This window comes from Brachymonas sp. J145, from assembly GCF_036312245.1.
Classification (GTDB): Bacteria; Pseudomonadota; Gammaproteobacteria; order Burkholderiales; family Burkholderiaceae_C; genus Brachymonas; species Brachymonas wangyanguii.
The window spans coordinates 33,537-49,640 of sequence record NZ_JAZDCI010000004.1; the positions used below are offsets into that span (position 1 = coordinate 33,537).

Here is a 16,104-nt window from a genome sequence, read left to right on the forward strand (position 1 = left end):
TGCTCTTTGTTACACATCCGTGAAGCGCCGGAAAACCACCAGGTTCAGGGTGCCGATAGCGGCTCCGCGCCATCCACCTCGGTCGGCACGCGCTGCGCCAGCGCGCACATCAGCTCGTAGCCCAGCGTACCGGCCGCCGCAGCCACTTCGTCAATCGGCAATAGCGCGCCGCCGCTGGAACGGCCCCACAGCGTGATTTCCGTGCCCACACGGGTGTCGAAGTCGGCCGGGATCTGCGTCGTCTCCGGTGTCAGGTCCACCGCCAGCATGTCCATGCTCACGCGCCCCAGCGTGCGGCTGCGGTGGCCGCCCACCAGCACCGGCGTGCCGGTCGGGCAAACGCGCGGGTAGCCATCGGCATAGCCGCAGGCGACGATGCCGACGCGCAGCGACCGTTCTGTCGTGAAGGTGCCGCCATAGCCGATCGCATCGCCGGGCTGCAGTTCACGCACCGCAATCAGCTCGCTGCGCAGGCTCATGGTCGGCTGCAGCTGCCAGTGCGCGATGCCGTGATCGGGAAAATCCGGGCTACTGCCATACAGCGCGATGCCGGGGCGCACCCAGTCGGTCTGTTCGGCAATCTCCGGGTCGCGCAGCAGGGCGGCGCTGTTGCAGACGCTGCGCTCGCCGGGCAGCTCGTCCGTGGCCTGCTGGAACGCCTGCCAGGCGGTGGCAGTGCCGGGCACGGCCACATCGGCGGTGGCAAAGTGCGTCATCAGGCCGATATCTTCCACCTGCGGCAGTGCCTGCAGCCGTGCATAGGCGGCGCGGAAGCGTTCCGGCGCAAAGCCGAGCCGGTGCATGCCGCTATTGAGCTTGAGAAACACCTTGTGCGGCTGCAGCGTCTTGTGGCCGGCCAGCATGTGGATCTGCTCGTCGCTATGGATCGTGTGCCAGAGCCCGAGGCGCGAGCACAGCTCCAGGTCACGCGGATCAAACACGCCTTCCAGCAGCAGGATCGGGCCGCGCCAGCCGAGCTGGCGGATGCGCTGCGCCTCGGCCAGGTCCAGCAGCGCAAAGCCGTCGGCACCACGCAAGCCCTCGTAGGCGCGCTCGATGCCATGGCCATAGGCATTCGCCTTGACGACCGCCCAGACGCGCGCCTCGCCAGCGGCCTGGCGGCAGCGTTGCAGGTTGTGGCTCAGGGCATCGGTATGGATCAGGGCGTGGATCGGGCGTGGCATGGCGGACTCGTTCAGAAGCTCCCGATTATGCGCCCGGCAAACAGAATGCACGGGGATTTTGCCGGCCGTCATCAAACCGCCAGCCAATTGGCGCATACTACGAGGATGTCCTGCCGCAGCGGCAGGCACCCCATTCTGTGTCCGGTCGCCGTGCCGGATGACGTGCCGCATACACTCCCGGCACGCCATATCCGTGAAGGTTTTTCGTTTGATTTTTGCCGATCCCTGCATGTGCACCGGAGCCGCCGACTCATGAAACGCGGCTTCTACACCATCATGGCCGCGCAGTTTTTCAGCTCGCTGGCCGACAACGCCTTGTTCATTGCCGCCGTCGCGCTGCTGCGTGCCAGCGGCTCGCCCGACTGGCAAATGGCAGCGCTGGTGCCGATGTTTGCGCTGTTCTACGTGCTGCTGGCACCCTTCGTCGGTGCCTTTGCCGATTCGCAGCCCAAGGGCCGCGTCATGTTCTACAGCAACGCCTTCAAGGTGGTCGGCTGCCTGGCCATGCTGTTCGGCTCGCACCCGCTGCTGGCCTATGCGCTGGTCGGCCTGGGCGCGGCCGCCTATTCGCCGGCCAAGTACGGCATCCTGACCGAGCTGTTGCACCCCTCGCAGCTGGTGCGTGCCAACGGCTGGATCGAGGGCCTGACGATTGCCTCCATCATCATGGGCGTGTTGTTCGGCGGCCAGCTCATCGGGCCGCACCTGGCACCGCTGCTGCTGTCGATCAACTTCCCCCTGATCGATACCGGCATCAGCTCGCCGGAAAAGGCCGCCATCTGCGTGATCATGTTGATCTATGCGCTGGCCTCGCTGATCAATACCTGGATCCCGGAAACCGGCGTCATCATGCGTCCGTTGCCGCGCAACCTGCTGAGCCTGGTGCCGGATTTCCGCACCTGCAACCGCCGCCTGTGGGACGACAAGCTGGGCCAAATTTCGCTCGCTACCACCACGCTGTTCTGGGGTGTCAGCGGCAACCTGCGCTACATCGTGTTGGCCTGGGCCGCCGCGGCACTCGGCTACAACGTCACGCAGGCCTCCAGCCTGGTCGGCGTGGTGGCCGTGGGCACGGCTGTCGGTGCCATCTGGGCCTCGATGCGGGTGCGGCTGGACCAGGCGCCGCGCGTGATGCCGCTGGGCATCGTCATGGGCCTGCTGGTGATCATGCTGATCTTCGTGCGTGATGTCTGGGTCGCGGCACCGTTCCTGATCGTGCTCGGCGCCATCGGCGGCTACATGGTGGTGCCCATGAACGCGCTGCTGCAGCACCGGGGCCACAACCTGATGGGTGCCGGCCGCTCGATTGCCGTGCAGAACTTCAACGAGCAGGCCTGTATCCTCGGCATTGGCCTGTTGTACACCCTGTCCACCAAGTGGGGCATGACGGCGTTTGGCGCCATCACCGCCTTTGGCCTGCTGGTGGCCTTCAGCATGTGGCTGATCATGCGCTGGCACGCCGCCAACCTGCGCCGCTACCCGCGTGAAGTGGAATCGCTGCTGGAACTGGCGCGCAGCGACAAGCTGCATTGAGCCACCATGCCGGCCGCCTCCCGCACCAGTCTGCTGCCAGCCTGGGCCATCGCCTATAACGCGCTGGTCTGGGGCATTTCCTGGCTGCCACTGCAGCACCTGCAGGGGCAGGGCCTGCACCCGCTCTGGTCCACCGCGCTGATGTACAGCTTGCCGATGCTGTCGCTGCTGCTGTGGCGGCCGCAGTTGCTGCGCGAATTGGCCGGCCAGCGCGATCTCTGGTGGCTGCTGCTGGCTTCCGGCCTGACCAATGCCTGCTTCAACTGGGCCGTCGCTACCGGCGACGTGATCCGCGTCGTGCTGCTGTTCTACCTGATGCCGGTCTGGACCGTGTTCCTGGCCTGGTGGCTGCTGGATGAGCGCCCGACCCGTTCCGCGCTGCTGCGCGTGGTGTTGGCCCTGGCCGGCGTGGTGCTGGTGCTGCAACCCTCTGGCGGCAACTGGCGCGACTGGCAGCTGCCCTTGCCGCAAGGCCAGGCCGATGTGCTGGCGCTGCTGGGCGGCTTCTTCTTTTCCTGCACCAATGTGCTGCTCAACCGCAGCAGCCGCCACAGCTCGCCGCCGGCGCGGGTGCTGGCCATGTTCAGTGGTGGCGTGCTGCTCGGCAGTCTGACCGCCTGGAGCATGCTGCAGCTGGGCCGCATGGGCGTGACGCCGATCCCGGCCGTGGAGTGGGTCTGGGTGTTGCAGGTGGTGCTGTTCAGCCTGCTGTTTGTCTCGGGCAATATTGCGCTGCAGTATGGATCGGCGCGGCTGAGTTCGCACACGCTGTCGCTGATCATGCTGCTGGAAGTGCTGTTCGCCAGCATCTCCTCGGCCTGGCTGGGCTCGGCGCAGCTCACGCTGCAGGTGCTGGCCGGTGGCGTGCTGGTGATGGCGGCTGCCTTGCTGGCGATTCCGCGTCAGGAATCAGCCGGGCATTGACACTGCAGCGTCAGAGATCCACTTCGGCCAGCGCCAGGCGCACGGCCACGTCCGGATAGTCGCGTGCGCCTTCAAAATCGATGGCGACTAGGCCGGCATACATCAGCAGGGCCGTGGTGGCTACGCCCAGATAGCGCAGATAGGGATGGGGAGTGCGGGGCTTGCGGGAGGGCATGGTGTTCTCCTGGGTGGCGGGGGACGATCCATGACATCGTCCATGGCCTGATTGTCCGCGGCAAGCTGCCGCTGGCGTGTCAGTCGATGCCGCGTCCTGTGCCCTGCGCGCCTACTGGAACAGCCGGAACACCAGCGGAATCAGGAACGACCCCAGAATCGCCTGCATGCCCAGCGCCAGGCCGGCAAAAGCGCCGGCTTCTGCATTGATCTGCAGCGCGCGTGCCGTGCCAAAGCCATGCGCCTGCGTACCCAGCGCAAAGCCGCGCACCGGCCAGGAATCGATCTTGCACCAGTCAAACAGGTACTTGGCGGTAATCGCGCCGAACAGGCCGGTATAGAGCACGAAAATCGCCGCCAGTGCCGGCAGGCCGTGGATCGCTTCGGCCACGCCCATCGCTACCGGTGCCGTCATCGCCTTGGGCGACATGGACACGATCAGCTCCCTGGGCAGGCCAAAGGCCCAGCCCAGCAGCACCGCGCTCAGGGCACTGACGGCGCCGCCGATCAGGGCGGCGGTGAGCAGCGCCTTGAAGTAGCGGCGCACCACCTGACGCCGTTGCCACAGTGGCCAGGCCAGCGCCACCACCGCCGGGCCCAGCAAGAAGTGGATGAACTGCGCGCCGGAAAAATAGCGCGGGTAGGGCGTGCCGGTCAGCAGCAGCAGCGCGATCAGCATCGCCACCGAGGTCAGCACCGGGTTGGCCCAGGAGGCATAGCCGGAGCGGGCGTACAGGAAAAAGCCGAACAGGTAGGCCGCCAGCGTTGCCGTCAGGCCAAACAGCGGCATCTCGGACAGGTAGATCCAGAGCTCGACCACGTCATTCATGGGCGGCATCTCCCTGGTCGGCAGACGTACCGCGCAGCAGCGCCCGCAGTACCAGTGCCGTCACCACCAGACCCAGCAGCGTGGACAGCGACAGCACCAGCAGGATGCGACCGCCGTACTGCTCCAGCAGCGGCAGTTGGGTGATCACGCCCACGCTGATCGGTACGAACAGCAGCGAAAAATGCGACAGCAGGAATTCGGCACAGGCCTGCACCGGGCGGCGCAGCGGCTCCCACAGCAGGGCTGGCAACAGCAGTACCATGCCGAGCACCGGCGCTGGCAGCGGCAGGCCGAGCAGTCGCACGATGCCTTCGCCGGCCAGCTGGAACAGCAGCAGGATGGTGAAACCTTTCAGGCCGTCCATGGGGAAATCAAGGCTTGTCGCGGTTCGGGCAGTCGGTCTTCTTGCAGTGGGCGTACAGGCTCAGCGCGTGGTCGTGCAGCTCAAAGCCGTGATCGCGCGCGATATTGTGCTGGCGCTTCTCGATCTCGGCATCGAAGAACTCCTCGACATGGCCGCAATCGAGGCAGACCAGGTGGTCGTGGTGCTCGCCCTGGTCCAGCTCGTACACGGCCTTGCCGTTGTCAAAGCTGTTGCGGCTGAGCAAGCCGGCCTGTTCGAACTGGGTGAGGACGCGGTACACCGTGGCCAGGCCAATCTCCGAGCCTTCCTGCATCAGGATGCGGAACACGTCTTCCGCGCTCAGGTGGCGCTGCTCGGAGTTCTGGAAGATTTCCAGGATCTTCAGGCGCGGGCCGGTGGCCTTGAGACCGGTGCTCTTGATTTCCTCGATATTGCTCATGGTGCTGCCGCTACAATGTCCTTTCGACCGAATAGTGTTCACATCATATCTTCAGGAAGGCATCCCGATGCAGGATCATTCCCAAGCTACTACTCCGCGCCGCAGTATGGCGCGTGCCATGGCCGCCCTGACCGTGGCGGCGGCGCTGCTGGGCAGCGGCTGTGCCCTGTACAAGCCCGAGGTGGCGCAGGGCAACTTCGTCTCGCGCGAGCAGGCGGCACGTCTGGCGCCGGGCATGACGCGCGAGCAGGTGCGCCAGGTACTCGGCACGCCGCTGCTGCAGGACCTGTTCCGCGCCAATCGCTGGGACTACGTGTTCACGCTCAAGGAGCGCAAGGATGTGGAGCGCCTCAACTACCGCCTGAGCGTGTTCTTCCAGGATGATGTGCTGGCCTCGGTAGAGGGCGCCGATACCCTGCCGACCGAGACCGAGTTCGTGCGCGTGCTGGGCCACGACAAGGAATACAAGCCGCGCAACCTGCAGGCCGATCCCGACAAGCTGCAGAGCTTTGCCGAGAAGAACCGCCCGCGTGAAAGCAGCCTGCCGGAGCAGCCTACGGCTCCTGGTTCCACCAGCTTCCCGCCGCTGCCGCAATAAGATTTCTCCCTGTTTTCCGGTTTTTTCATGCAACACCATATTGCCATTGCCGGCGCCAGCGGGCGCATGGGCCACATGCTGATCGAGGCCATTCAGGCCGCCGACGATTGCACCCTGAGCGGTGCGCTGGATATCGCCGGCGCGGCCGCACTCGGCAGCGATGCGGCGGCCTTTACCGGCAAGCCGGCCGGCGTCGCCATCACGGCGGACCTGGCCCAGGGCCTGCAGGATGCCCATGCCCTGATCGATTTCACCCGCCCCGAAGGCACCATGGCGCATCTGGCGGCCTGCCGCGCCGCTGGCGTCAACCTGGTGATCGGCACCACCGGTTTCAGCGACGCGCAGAAGGCGCAGATCGCCGAGGCTGCGCAAGACATCGCCATCGTCATGGCGCCCAACATGAGCGTGGGCGTGAATGTCACCTTCAAGCTGCTGCAGATGGCGGCCAAGGCCATGGCCACCGGCTACGACATCGAGATCATCGAGGCGCACCATCGCCACAAGGTAGATGCCCCGAGCGGCACCGCACTGCGCATGGGCGAGGTTATCGCCGAAGCCATCGGCCGCGACCTGAAGGAATGCGCAGTCTACGAGCGCTACGGTCATACCGGCGAGCGTGATCCGTCCACCATCGGCTTCTCCACCATCCGTGGCGGTGACATCGTGGGCGACCACACCGTGCTGTTTGCCGGCACCGGCGAGCGCATCGAGATCACGCACAAGTCCTCCAGCCGCGCCACCTATGCCGAAGGCAGCCTGCGTGCGGCGCGCTTCCTGGCTGGCAAGCGCAGCGGCCTGTTCGACATGTTCGACGTGCTCGGCCTGCCCAAGGACTGATGCCTGCGGGCGTGATCCGTTCCGGCTTGCGCCCATTCGCCCCATGGAGCTGTTTGCCCAGCGCCCGGCGCTGACCTTCATTCTGCTGCTGGTGTGCAGCAATGTGTTCATGACCTTTGCGTGGTACGCCCACCTGAAGGAGTTGGCGGCGCGTCCCTGGTATATCGCGGCGGTCGTCAGCTGGGGCATTGCCCTGTTCGAATACCTGCTGCAGGTGCCGGCCAACCGCGCCGGCTACACCGTGTTCAGCCTGGGCCAGCTCAAGGTGATGCAGGAAGTCATCACGCTGGCGATTTTCGTGCCCTTCGCCGTGTTCTACATGAAGGAGCCGCTCAAGCTCGATTACCTCTGGGCCGGACTGTGCCTGGTGGGTGCGGTATATTTCATGTTTCGCAGCAACTGACCCTGTCAGGCTGCTGTTTCCCGATTTTTCGCCTGCCAACCGCCAACCGCCAGCCGGCGAGGCCATTCCATGCAAGAAACCTACCAGCACCAAGCGATCGAGGCAGCCATCCAGGCCGCCTGGGGTCAGGATGACGTCTACCGCGTCGTTGAAACCACCGACAAGCCGCCGTATTACGCCTGCTCCATGCTGCCCTACCCGAGCGGCAAGCTGCACATGGGCCACGTGCGCAACTACACCATCAACGATATGCTCACGCGCCACCTGCGCATGAAGGGCCACAGCGTGCTGATGCCGATGGGCTGGGACGCCTTCGGCCTGCCGGCCGAGAACGCGGCGCTCAAGAATGGCGTGCCGCCGGCCAAGTGGACCTACGACAACATCGCCTACATGAAGAAGCAGATGCAGGCGATGGGTCTGGCGATCGACTGGAGCCGCGAAGTGGCGACCTGCGATCCCGAGTACTACCGCTGGAACCAGTGGCTGTTCCTGAAGATGCTGGAAAAAGGCATCGCCTACCGCAAGACCCAGGTTGTCAACTGGGACCCGGTGGACATGACGGTGCTGGCCAATGAGCAGGTGATCGACGGCCGCGGCTGGCGTACCGGCGCGCTGGTCGAGAAGAAGGAAATCCCCGGCTACTACCTGAAGATCACCGATTACGCGCAGGAGCTGCTGGACCATGTGCAGGTCGGCAACCCCAAGGCCACGCTGGACGGCTGGCCCGAGCGTGTGCGCCTGATGCAGGAAAACTGGATCGGCAAGAGCGCCGGCGTGCGCTTTGCCTTCACCCACGATGTCGCCGGTGCCGATGGCAAGCTGATCGGTGATGGCCGCATGTACGTGTTCACCACGCGTGCCGACACCATCATGGGCGTCACCTTCTGCGCCGTGGCGGCCGAGCACCCGCTGGCGCTGCACGCGGCTGCCGGCAACCCGGAGCTGGCCGCCTTCATCGAGAAGTGCAAGCAGGGCGGCACCACCGAAGCCGAGCTGGCGCTCAAGGAAAAAGAGGGCATGCCGACCGGCCTGCACGTGGTGCACCCGATCAGCGGCGAGTCAGTGCCGCTGTGGGTCGGCAACTACGTGCTGATGGGTTATGGCGATGGCGCCGTGATGGGCGTGCCCGGCCATGACGAGCGCGATTTCGCCTTTGCCCTGAAGTACGGCATTCCGATCAAGCAGGTGGTGGATGTGCTCGGTGCCGAGCACTACGATTTCACGCGCTGGCAGGAGTGGTACGCCGACAAGACCAAGGGCATCACCATCAACTCCGACAAGTTCAGCGGCCTGTCCTGCGCCGATGCGGTAGACAAGGTGGCGGCCGAGCTGTCGGCACTGGGTCTGGGCGAGAAAAAGACCACCTGGCGCCTGCGCGACTGGGGCATCAGCCGCCAGCGCTACTGGGGCACGCCGATCCCGATCATCCACTGCGACAGCTGCGGCCCGGTGCCGGTGCCCGAGAAGGACCTGCCGGTGGTGCTGCCTGATGACTGCATCCCGGACGGTTCCGGCAACCCGCTGCACAAGCACGAAGGCTTCCACGCCGGCGTCACTTGTCCGCAGTGCGGCAAGCCGGCGCGCCGCGAGACCGACACCATGGACACCTTCGTGGACAGTTCCTGGTACTTCATGCGCTACACCTGTGCGCAGAACAACACCGCCATGGTCGATTCGCGCACCAACTACTGGATGCCGATGGACCAGTACATCGGCGGTATCGAGCACGCCATCCTGCACCTGCTGTATGCGCGCTTCTGGACCAAGGTGATGCGCGACATGGGCCTGGTGGACTGCGACGAGCCGTTCAAGCGCCTGCTGACGCAGGGCATGGTGCTCAACCACATCTACAGCCGCCGCACCGCCAAGGGCGCCAAGGAATACTTCTGGCCGAGCGATGTCGACCATGTGCTGGATGAGGAAGGCAAGGTCATCGGCGCGAAGCTGAACAAGGCAGTGCCTAGCGCTGACGGCGAGCTGCCGGCGGGCACCGCGATTGACTACGAGGGCGTGGGCACCATGTCCAAGTCCAAGAACAACGGCGTGGATCCGCAGGCGCTGATCGACAAGTACGGTGCCGACACCGCGCGCCTGTACACCATGTTCACCGCACCGCCCGAGCTGACGCTGGAGTGGAACGATGCCGCGGTCGAAGGCAGCTACCGCTTCCTGCGCCGCGTCTGGAACTTTGCCGTCAAGCACCAGGCCGCCCTGCGCGCCGGCATTGCGGCACCGGAACTGGCCGCCATCAGCGCGGCCGGCAAGCAGCTGCGCTTCGAGATCCACACCACGCTGGGCCAGGCCAACTACGACTACGAGCGCATGCAGTACAACACGGTGGTGTCTGCCGTGATGAAGATGCTGAATACGCTGGAAGCCGCCAAGCTGACGGATAGCGCCGACGACCAGGCTGCGCTGGCCGAGAGCTTCTCGATCCTGCTGCGCGTGCTCTACCCGGTGTGTCCGCACGCCACCTGCCACCTGTGGAACGAACTGGGCTACGCGGCTGTCAGCGGTCCGCTGCTGGACGCGCCCTGGCCGGCAGTCGACCCGGCAGCGCTGGTGCAGGACGAGATCGAGCTGATGCTGCAGATCAACGGCAAGCTGCGCGGCAGCATCCGCGTGCCGGCCGATGCCGACAAGGACGCGATCGAGGCGGTTGCGCTGGCGACCGAGGCCTTTGCCAAGTTTGCCGAAGGTGCCCAACCGAAGAAGGTGGTAGTGGTGCCCAAGCGCCTGGTCAACATCGTGGTCTGAGGAGAACGGCATGCAGCGCAGACAGATTCTGGCCATCACGGCATTGGGCGCCAGCAGCCTGCTGGGCGCTTGCGGCTTCCGTCTGCGCGGCAAGGCCTATTACGCTTTTGGTGCCATCTACGTGGCACCGGCCGAGCGCGATACGGTCAACCACTTCGTGCGGCGCATGCTGGGCCACCAGCAGGCGCAACTGGCCAGCAGTGCCGAGAGCGCCGATGTGGTGCTGCGCATCCTGCAGGACCAGCCGAGCCAGAGCACCGAAGTGATTACCTCCAGCGGTCTGGCGCAGGAAGTGACGCTGGGGCTGGCCGTCACCTTTGATGCGGTGGATCGCCAGGGGCGCGCGCTGATGGTACCGGCCACCATCCGCCTGGTACGTGATATCAACTACAGCGAAACCTACCAGCTGTCCAAGGTCGCCGAGATCCAGGGCCTGTACCGCGACATGCGTATCGACGCCGCGCGCCAGATCCTGCGCCGCCTCGACGCCGTACAAGAACCCCGCTGATTGCTGCATGCAGATTTACGCTGACCATCTGGCCGCCCACCTGAAACAGGGCTTGCGTTCGCTTTACACCGTGCACGGCAATGAGCCCTTGCTGGTGCAGGAGGCGGTCGATGCCATCCGCGCCACGGCGCGCCAGTCCGGTTACACCGAGCGCACCTCGCACACGGTGCAGGGCGCGAACTACGACTGGGGCGAAGTGGTGGCGGCGACGCAATCGCTGTCGCTGTTTGCCGATCGCCAGATCGTCGAGATCCATGTGCCTGGCGGCAAGCCCGGCAAGGAGGGCTCGCAGGCGCTGCAGCAGGTCGCCGAATCGGCGCAGGGCAATGACGGCACGCTGGTGATCGTGACGCTGCCGCGGCTGGACAAGCAGACCAAGGCATCGGCCTGGTTTGTCGCGCTGGAAAACCAGGGTGTCACGGTGCCGGTGGAAAGCGTGGAGCGCAATGCGCTGCCGCAATGGATTGCCCAGCGCCTGCGCTTGCAAGGCCAGCATGTGGCGGCCGGCGCCGAGGGCGAGCATGCGCTGCGCTTCTTTGCCGACCGTGTCGAGGGCAACCTGCTGGCGGCGCACCAGGAAGTGCAGAAGCTCGGCTTGCTCTATCCGCATGGCGAGCTCAGCGCGCAGCAGATCGAGGCGGCCGTGCTCAACGTGGCGCGCTACGACGTGTTCAAGCTGAGCGAGGCGGTGCTGGCCGGCCAGTTCGAGCGCGTGCAGCGCATGATGGACGGGCTGCAGGCCGAAGGTGAAAGCGAGGTGCTGGTGCACTACGCGCTGGCCGAGGACATCCGCGCGCTCAAGCGTGTGCGCGAGGCGCTGGACCAGGGCAAGCCGCTGCCAATGGCGCTGCGCGAGCAGCGCATCTGGGGCATGCGTGAGCGCCTGTTCGAGCGCGTGGCGCCGCGCATGACGGCGACCTCGCTGGCGGGCCTGCTGCATGCCGCCCACGTGGTGGACGGCATCGTGAAAGGGATCAAGAGCCCGGATTGGCCGGTGGATAGCTGGCAGGCGCTGCAGCGCCTGGCCTTGCAGCTGTGCCGTCAGGCGGCCGAGGCGCGTCCGCGCTGAACATCCAGGCCTCGGGCCGCAGCTGGCGCATGTCGAAGCCGGTCGGCTGCTGGTACAGGCGCAGGCCGAACTCCGGCAGCTGTGCCAGTACATGGTCGAACAGGTCGCCCTGAATGCGCTCGTACTCGGTCCAGACAATGGTGTTGGTAAAGCAGTAGATCTCCACCGGAATGCCATGCGGTGACGGGTCCATGATGCGCACCATGCGCAGCATGTCCTGGCGGATTTCAGGATGGTTTTCCAGATAGCTCAGCACATAGGCGCGGAAAGTGCCGAGGTTGGTCAGCCGGCGCAGGTTGGCCGGGTCGCCGGCGGCGTCTTTCGGCAGTTGTTCCAGGCGGCGCTGGTTTTCATCGGCAATCGCCACTTCTTTTTCGTGCAGGTAGCCGCGCAGCAGATGCAAGCGGTGCAGCCGGGTGCGCTGCTCGTCGTTCAGGAACTGCACCGAGGTGGCATCGACCGGAATCGTGCGCTTGATGCGGCGGCCACCGGAATCGCGCATGCCGCGCCAGTTGCGGTAGCTTTCCGACATCAGGCGCCAGGTCGGGATCGTGATGATGGTCTTGTCCCAGTTCTGCACCTTGACCGTGTGCAGCATCATGTCCACCACCTCGCCATCGGCACCAGCCTGCGGCATGTCGATCCAGTCACCCACGCGCAGCAGGTCGTTGTTGGCCAGCTGCATGCCGGCGATGAAGGACAGGATGGTGTCCTTGAACACCAGCATCAGCACGGCGGACAAGGCACCCAGACCGGAGAGCAGCAGCAGCGGCGAGCGGTCGATCAGCACCGCCACCACCACGATCAGGCCGCCCATGGTCAGCAGCAGCTTGGCCAGCTGTACATAACTCTTGAGCGACAGCTGCTGGCGCGGCGAGGTCATGGTGTGCAGCGACTGGTAGGCCAGCAGCGCATCCAGCAGGGCGAGTAGCACGCGCACCACGTACCAGACCGCCAGCGCGGACAGCACGCTGGACATCAGCGTGAATACGGTGCCACTGGAAAACGGCGACAGCTGCATGCCGATCTGCACCAGCAGCGGCCCTGGCACACGGGCGGCGCGGCGCAGCACGCGCTCGTCCAGCACCACATGCACGCCGGCGGACAGGTTCTGCAGCCGGCCCATGACCTGGCGGCGCAAGGTCAGCAGAGCGAACTCCAGCAACAGGCGTAGCCCGATGGCCAGCGTCATCAGGCCGGCAAACAGCGTGAACATGCGCAGGCCGGGTGGCCAGGAGGCCGGCAGGGCCAGGGTGAGCTGTTGCAGCAGGACCTGCAGGCTGTCCTGCAGGTTGAGGTCGATGCGTTCAGGCATGGGCAAACAGGTGCGACAGCCGGGGCTGCCGGCCGGGATCGTTAACGGAAATGCGTCATGCAGCTTATCATGGAGGGATGGGCCCCTGTGGCCAGGTTGCCGGATGGGCTGGCAGCCTCCCTGTTATTCCGGATTCCAAGCGTCATGAGTACCGATGTGCATGTCCTGATGCAGCAGATGGGCGAACGCGCCCGCGCTGCCTCCACCCTGATGGCGCGCGCCAGCGCCGCCCACAAGAACACCGCCTTGCGCGAACTGGCACGCCTGCTGGGCGAGGCCGGCGCGCAACTGGCCGAAGCGAATGCAAAAGACATCGCGCGCGCCGAGCAGAACGGCCTGAGCGCGCCGATGGTGGACCGCCTGCGCCTGACGCCGAAAGTGATCGAGACCCTGCAGGAAGGCTGCCTGCAGCTGGCCGCCATGCCGGACGCGATTGGCACCATCAGCGGCATGCAGGAGCAGCCCAGCGGCATCCGCGTTGGCCAGATGCGCGTGCCGATTGGCGTGTTCGGAATGATTTTCGAGAGCCGTCCCAACGTCACCATCGAGGCTGCCAGCCTGAGCATCAAGAGCGGCAACGCCTGCATCTTGCGCGGCGGCAGCGAGGCGATCGATTCCAACCTGGCACTGGCGGCGCTGGTGGCACAGGCGCTGCAGGCGGCTGGCCTGCCGGCTGATGCGGTGCAGATGGTGCCGACTACCGATCGAGTCGCGGTGGGCCGCCTGATCGCCATGCCCGAGTACGTGGACGTGATCATCCCGCGTGGCGGCAAGAGCCTGATCGAACGCATCAGCGCCGAGGCCAAGGTGCCAGTGATCAAGCACCTGGATGGCAACTGCCACACTTACGTGGATGATCCCTGCGATCTGGACATGGCGGTCAAGGTGGCCGATAACGCCAAGACGCAGAAATACAGCCCCTGCAACGCGACCGAAAGCCTGCTGGTGGCCGAGGCCGTGGCAGCTGATTTCCTCCCGCGCATTGGCCGCATCTATCAGGACAAGGGCGTGGAAATGCGCTGCGATGCCGCATCGCGCGCGATTCTGGCAGCCGCGCTGCCGCAGGCGCAACTGGTGGACGCCAGCGAAGAGGACTGGGGCACCGAGTATCTGGCAGCAGTGATCAGCATCAAGGTCGTGGGCGGGCTGGACGAGGCGATTGCGCATATCAACCGCTATTCCTCGCAGCACACCGAAGCGATCCTCACCACCGATCACATCCACGCCCAGCGCTTCCTGCGCGAGGTGGACTCCAGCAGCGTGATGGTCAACGCCAGTACGCGTTTTGCTGACGGCTTCGAATACGGTCTGGGTGCCGAAATCGGCATCAGCACCGACAAGTTCCACGCGCGTGGCCCGGTCGGCATCGAAGGCCTGACCTCGCTCAAGTACGTGGTGCTGGGGCAGGGCGAAGTGCGGAACTGAGTGCTGCCAGCGGCAGCCGGGGCCTAGTCCTCGCTGCCGCGCAGCACCTGCCGCACCACATCGCCGCCAAAGCCGCGGCTGGCGAGAAAGCGCATCTGCTTCGCACGTTCCTGCGGCGTGGCGGGCGGCTGGCTGAACTTGCGCTGCCAGACTTCGCGCGCACGTTCCAGTTCCGTGCCTTCGAGCGTGTCCAGCGCCTGTTCAATGGTGCTGTCGTCCAGGCCCTTGCGGCGCAGCTCCTGCGCGATGCGTGCCGTACCGAGCTTGCCGGCACGGCGATAGACCAGCGATTGCGCGGCGCGCTCGTCGGACTGGAACTGCTTGTGCTGCATCTCGTCCAGCACGGCGTGGATGGCGGCCAGACGCTCTGCCGGCTCCAGGCCGGCTTCCGGGGGCTGGAGTTCGGCTTCGGTCAACGCGTCGGCATGGGCGCGGGCGCGCAGTTCCAGCCAGTGCAGCAGCTTGCGCTCCATCTCGGCACGCGAATAATCGCGCGCTGCCAGCAGCGCCAGCGCCTTGCCCTTGAGCGAGAGGGTGACGGGGCGCATGTCAGCAGCGCTCCCGCCACGACTGGCTGCGATCAGGCCTCGACATCGTCGGTGATGTCGCCATCCACGGTGTCGCTGCTCGTAGCGACGGACGCCATGCCGCTGATGCCCAGGTGTTCGCGCACCTTGTTCTCGATCTCGCGTGCCAGCGCCGGGTTCTCGCGCAGGAACTCGCGCGTGTTGTCGCGGCCCTGGCCGATCTTCTCGTCGTTGTAGGAATACCAGGCACCGGCCTTGTTGACGATGCGTGCCTCGACCGCCATGTCGATGATCTCGCCTTCGCGGCTGATGCCGGTGCCGTACAGGATGTCGAAACGGGCTTCCTTGAATGGCGGCGCGACCTTGTTCTTGACCACCTTGACCTTGGTTTCGCTGCCGACGACTTCGTCCCCCTTCTTGATGGTGCCGACGCGGCGGATGTCCATGCGCACGCTGGAGTAGAACTTGAGCGCGTTGCCGCCGGTGGTGGTTTCCGGGCTGCCGAACATGACACCGATCTTCATGCGGATCTGGTTGATGAAGATCACCATGCAGTTGGTCTTCTTGATGGTGGCAGTGAGCTTGCGCAGCGCCTGACTCATCAGGCGTGCCTGCAGGCCGGGCAGCTGGTCGCCCATGTCGCCTTCAATTTCGGCCTTGGGCGTGAGGGCGGCGACCGAGTCGATCACGATCAGGTCCACCGCGCCGCTGCGCACCAGGCTGTCCACGATCTCGAGCGCCTGCTCGCCGGTATCGGGCTGGCTGATCAGCAGCTCATGCAGCTGCACGCCGAGCTTTTGCGCGTATTGCACGTCCAGCGCGTGTTCGGCATCGACGAAGGCGCAGGTGCCACCGACCTTCTGCATTTCGGCGATGACCTGCAGGGTGAGCGTGGTCTTGCCGGAAGATTCCGGGCCGTAGACCTCGATCACGCGGCCGCGCGGCAGGCCGCCGACACCCAGCGCCACGTCCAGGCCGAGCGAACCGGTGCTGACAGTCTGGATGTCCTGCACGGGCTCGCCTTCGCCCAGGCGCATGATGGTGCCCTTGCCGAACTGCTTTTCGATCTGCGCCAGTGCGGCTTGCAGTGCTTTTGCCTTTTCTGCCTGATCAATCGTGCTCATGGAATGCTCCTGGTTAAATGAGGTGAAAAGTATTATATGTCAAAACATACAGCATGTATGCATGAGCAGGAGTATAGGCGAGGGTAGAATCAAA

17 protein-coding genes are annotated in these 16,104 nt (G+C 65.3%); 9 read left to right on the forward strand and 8 right to left on the reverse strand.

The genetic code is table 11. From position 1 onward, the window contains the following. Nucleotides 1-44 precede the first annotated feature (44 nt). Nucleotides 45-1,184, reverse strand: coding sequence for an alanine racemase (gene alr, locus V1261_RS05395; protein WP_329770603.1), 1,140 nt, complete (start codon nt 1,182-1,184; stop codon nt 45-47). Between the two features lie 252 nt (nt 1,185-1,436). On the opposite strand from alr, the gene lplT reads away from it, so the two are divergent. Further along, the gene (gene lplT, locus V1261_RS05400; protein WP_329770604.1) at nt 1,437-2,717 is read left to right on the forward strand and encodes a lysophospholipid transporter LplT; all 1,281 of its coding nucleotides are present in this window, start codon (nt 1,437-1,439) and stop codon (nt 2,715-2,717) included. A 6-nt stretch (nt 2,718-2,723) separates the two neighbouring features. Next, nucleotides 2,724-3,641: a DMT family transporter gene (locus tag V1261_RS05405; protein ID WP_329770605.1), complete on the forward strand. Its 918-nt coding sequence runs from the start codon at nt 2,724-2,726 to the stop codon at nt 3,639-3,641. 10 nt (nt 3,642-3,651) lie between these two features. Here V1261_RS05405 and V1261_RS05410 read toward each other — a convergent pair whose 3' ends face one another. From V1261_RS05410 to fur, 4 genes are all read right to left on the reverse strand, one after another. Continuing rightward, on the reverse strand, nt 3,652-3,816 hold the full coding sequence (locus V1261_RS05410) for a hypothetical protein (protein WP_329770606.1): 165 nt from the start codon (nt 3,814-3,816) through the stop codon (nt 3,652-3,654). A gap of 111 nt (nt 3,817-3,927) precedes the next feature. Next, complete coding sequence (locus V1261_RS05415) at nt 3,928-4,644, reverse strand: LrgB family protein (RefSeq protein ID WP_329770607.1); 717 nt, start codon at nt 4,642-4,644, stop codon at nt 3,928-3,930. Continuing rightward, entirely contained in the window at nt 4,637-5,008 is a 372-nt protein-coding gene (locus V1261_RS05420; RefSeq protein ID WP_329770608.1) for a CidA/LrgA family protein, read from the reverse strand. Before V1261_RS05420 ends, V1261_RS05415 begins: the two co-directional genes overlap by 8 nt. A 7-nt stretch (nt 5,009-5,015) precedes the next feature. Beyond that, nucleotides 5,016-5,447 (reverse strand): ferric iron uptake transcriptional regulator, encoded by a 432-nt coding sequence (gene fur / locus V1261_RS05425; protein ID WP_329770610.1) that lies wholly within the window; start codon nt 5,445-5,447, stop codon nt 5,016-5,018. 67 nt (nt 5,448-5,514) lie between these two features. On the opposite strand from fur, the gene V1261_RS05430 reads away from it, so the two are divergent. The 6 genes from V1261_RS05430 to holA all read left to right on the forward strand — a co-directional run bounded on the left by V1261_RS05430 (nt 5,515) and on the right by holA (nt 11,619). Beyond that, nucleotides 5,515-6,045 carry an outer membrane protein assembly factor BamE gene (locus V1261_RS05430; RefSeq protein WP_329770611.1) on the forward strand — a complete coding sequence of 177 codons (531 nt, stop codon included), beginning with the start codon at nt 5,515-5,517 and terminating at the stop codon, nt 6,043-6,045. Nucleotides 6,046-6,072: 27 nt separating this feature from the next. Next, on the forward strand, nt 6,073-6,882 hold the full coding sequence (gene dapB / locus V1261_RS05435; protein WP_329770612.1) for a 4-hydroxy-tetrahydrodipicolinate reductase: 810 nt from the start codon (nt 6,073-6,075) through the stop codon (nt 6,880-6,882). A gap of 43 nt (nt 6,883-6,925) precedes the next feature. Next, nucleotides 6,926-7,285 (forward strand): DMT family protein, encoded by a 360-nt coding sequence (locus V1261_RS05440; RefSeq protein ID WP_329770613.1) that lies wholly within the window; start codon nt 6,926-6,928, stop codon nt 7,283-7,285. 69 nt (nt 7,286-7,354) lie between these two features. Beyond that, on the forward strand, nt 7,355-10,042 hold the full coding sequence (gene leuS, locus V1261_RS05445) for a leucine--tRNA ligase (protein ID WP_329770614.1): 2,688 nt from the start codon (nt 7,355-7,357) through the stop codon (nt 10,040-10,042). A gap of 10 nt (nt 10,043-10,052) precedes the next feature. Further along, the gene (locus V1261_RS05450) at nt 10,053-10,550 is read left to right on the forward strand and encodes an LPS-assembly lipoprotein LptE (protein ID WP_329770615.1); all 498 of its coding nucleotides are present in this window, start codon (nt 10,053-10,055) and stop codon (nt 10,548-10,550) included. A 7-nt stretch (nt 10,551-10,557) separates the two neighbouring features. Then, a complete protein-coding gene (holA, locus tag V1261_RS05455) occupies nt 10,558-11,619 on the forward strand; it encodes a DNA polymerase III subunit delta (RefSeq protein WP_018716140.1) in 1,062 nt (353 codons plus the stop codon). On the opposite strand, the gene V1261_RS05460 is transcribed toward holA, so the two are convergent. After that, nucleotides 11,525-12,934, reverse strand: coding sequence for a mechanosensitive ion channel family protein (locus V1261_RS05460; RefSeq protein ID WP_329770616.1), 1,410 nt, complete (start codon nt 12,932-12,934; stop codon nt 11,525-11,527). The two genes, holA and V1261_RS05460, sit on opposite strands and share 95 nt — an antisense overlap. 144 nt (nt 12,935-13,078) lie before the next feature. Between V1261_RS05460 and V1261_RS05465 the strand changes: the two genes are divergently transcribed. Then, nucleotides 13,079-14,359 carry a glutamate-5-semialdehyde dehydrogenase gene (locus V1261_RS05465; RefSeq protein ID WP_329770617.1) on the forward strand — a complete coding sequence of 427 codons (1,281 nt, stop codon included), beginning with the start codon at nt 13,079-13,081 and terminating at the stop codon, nt 14,357-14,359. Between the two features lie 23 nt (nt 14,360-14,382). Here V1261_RS05465 and recX read toward each other — a convergent pair whose 3' ends face one another. Both recX and recA read right to left on the reverse strand, forming a co-directional pair. Next, the gene (gene recX / locus V1261_RS05470; protein ID WP_018716137.1) at nt 14,383-14,907 is read right to left on the reverse strand and encodes a recombination regulator RecX; all 525 of its coding nucleotides are present in this window, start codon (nt 14,905-14,907) and stop codon (nt 14,383-14,385) included. Nucleotides 14,908-14,939: 32 nt separating this feature from the next. Next, complete coding sequence (gene recA / locus V1261_RS05475) at nt 14,940-16,010, reverse strand: recombinase RecA (RefSeq protein WP_018716136.1); 1,071 nt, start codon at nt 16,008-16,010, stop codon at nt 14,940-14,942. Nucleotides 16,011-16,104 lie beyond the last annotated feature (94 nt).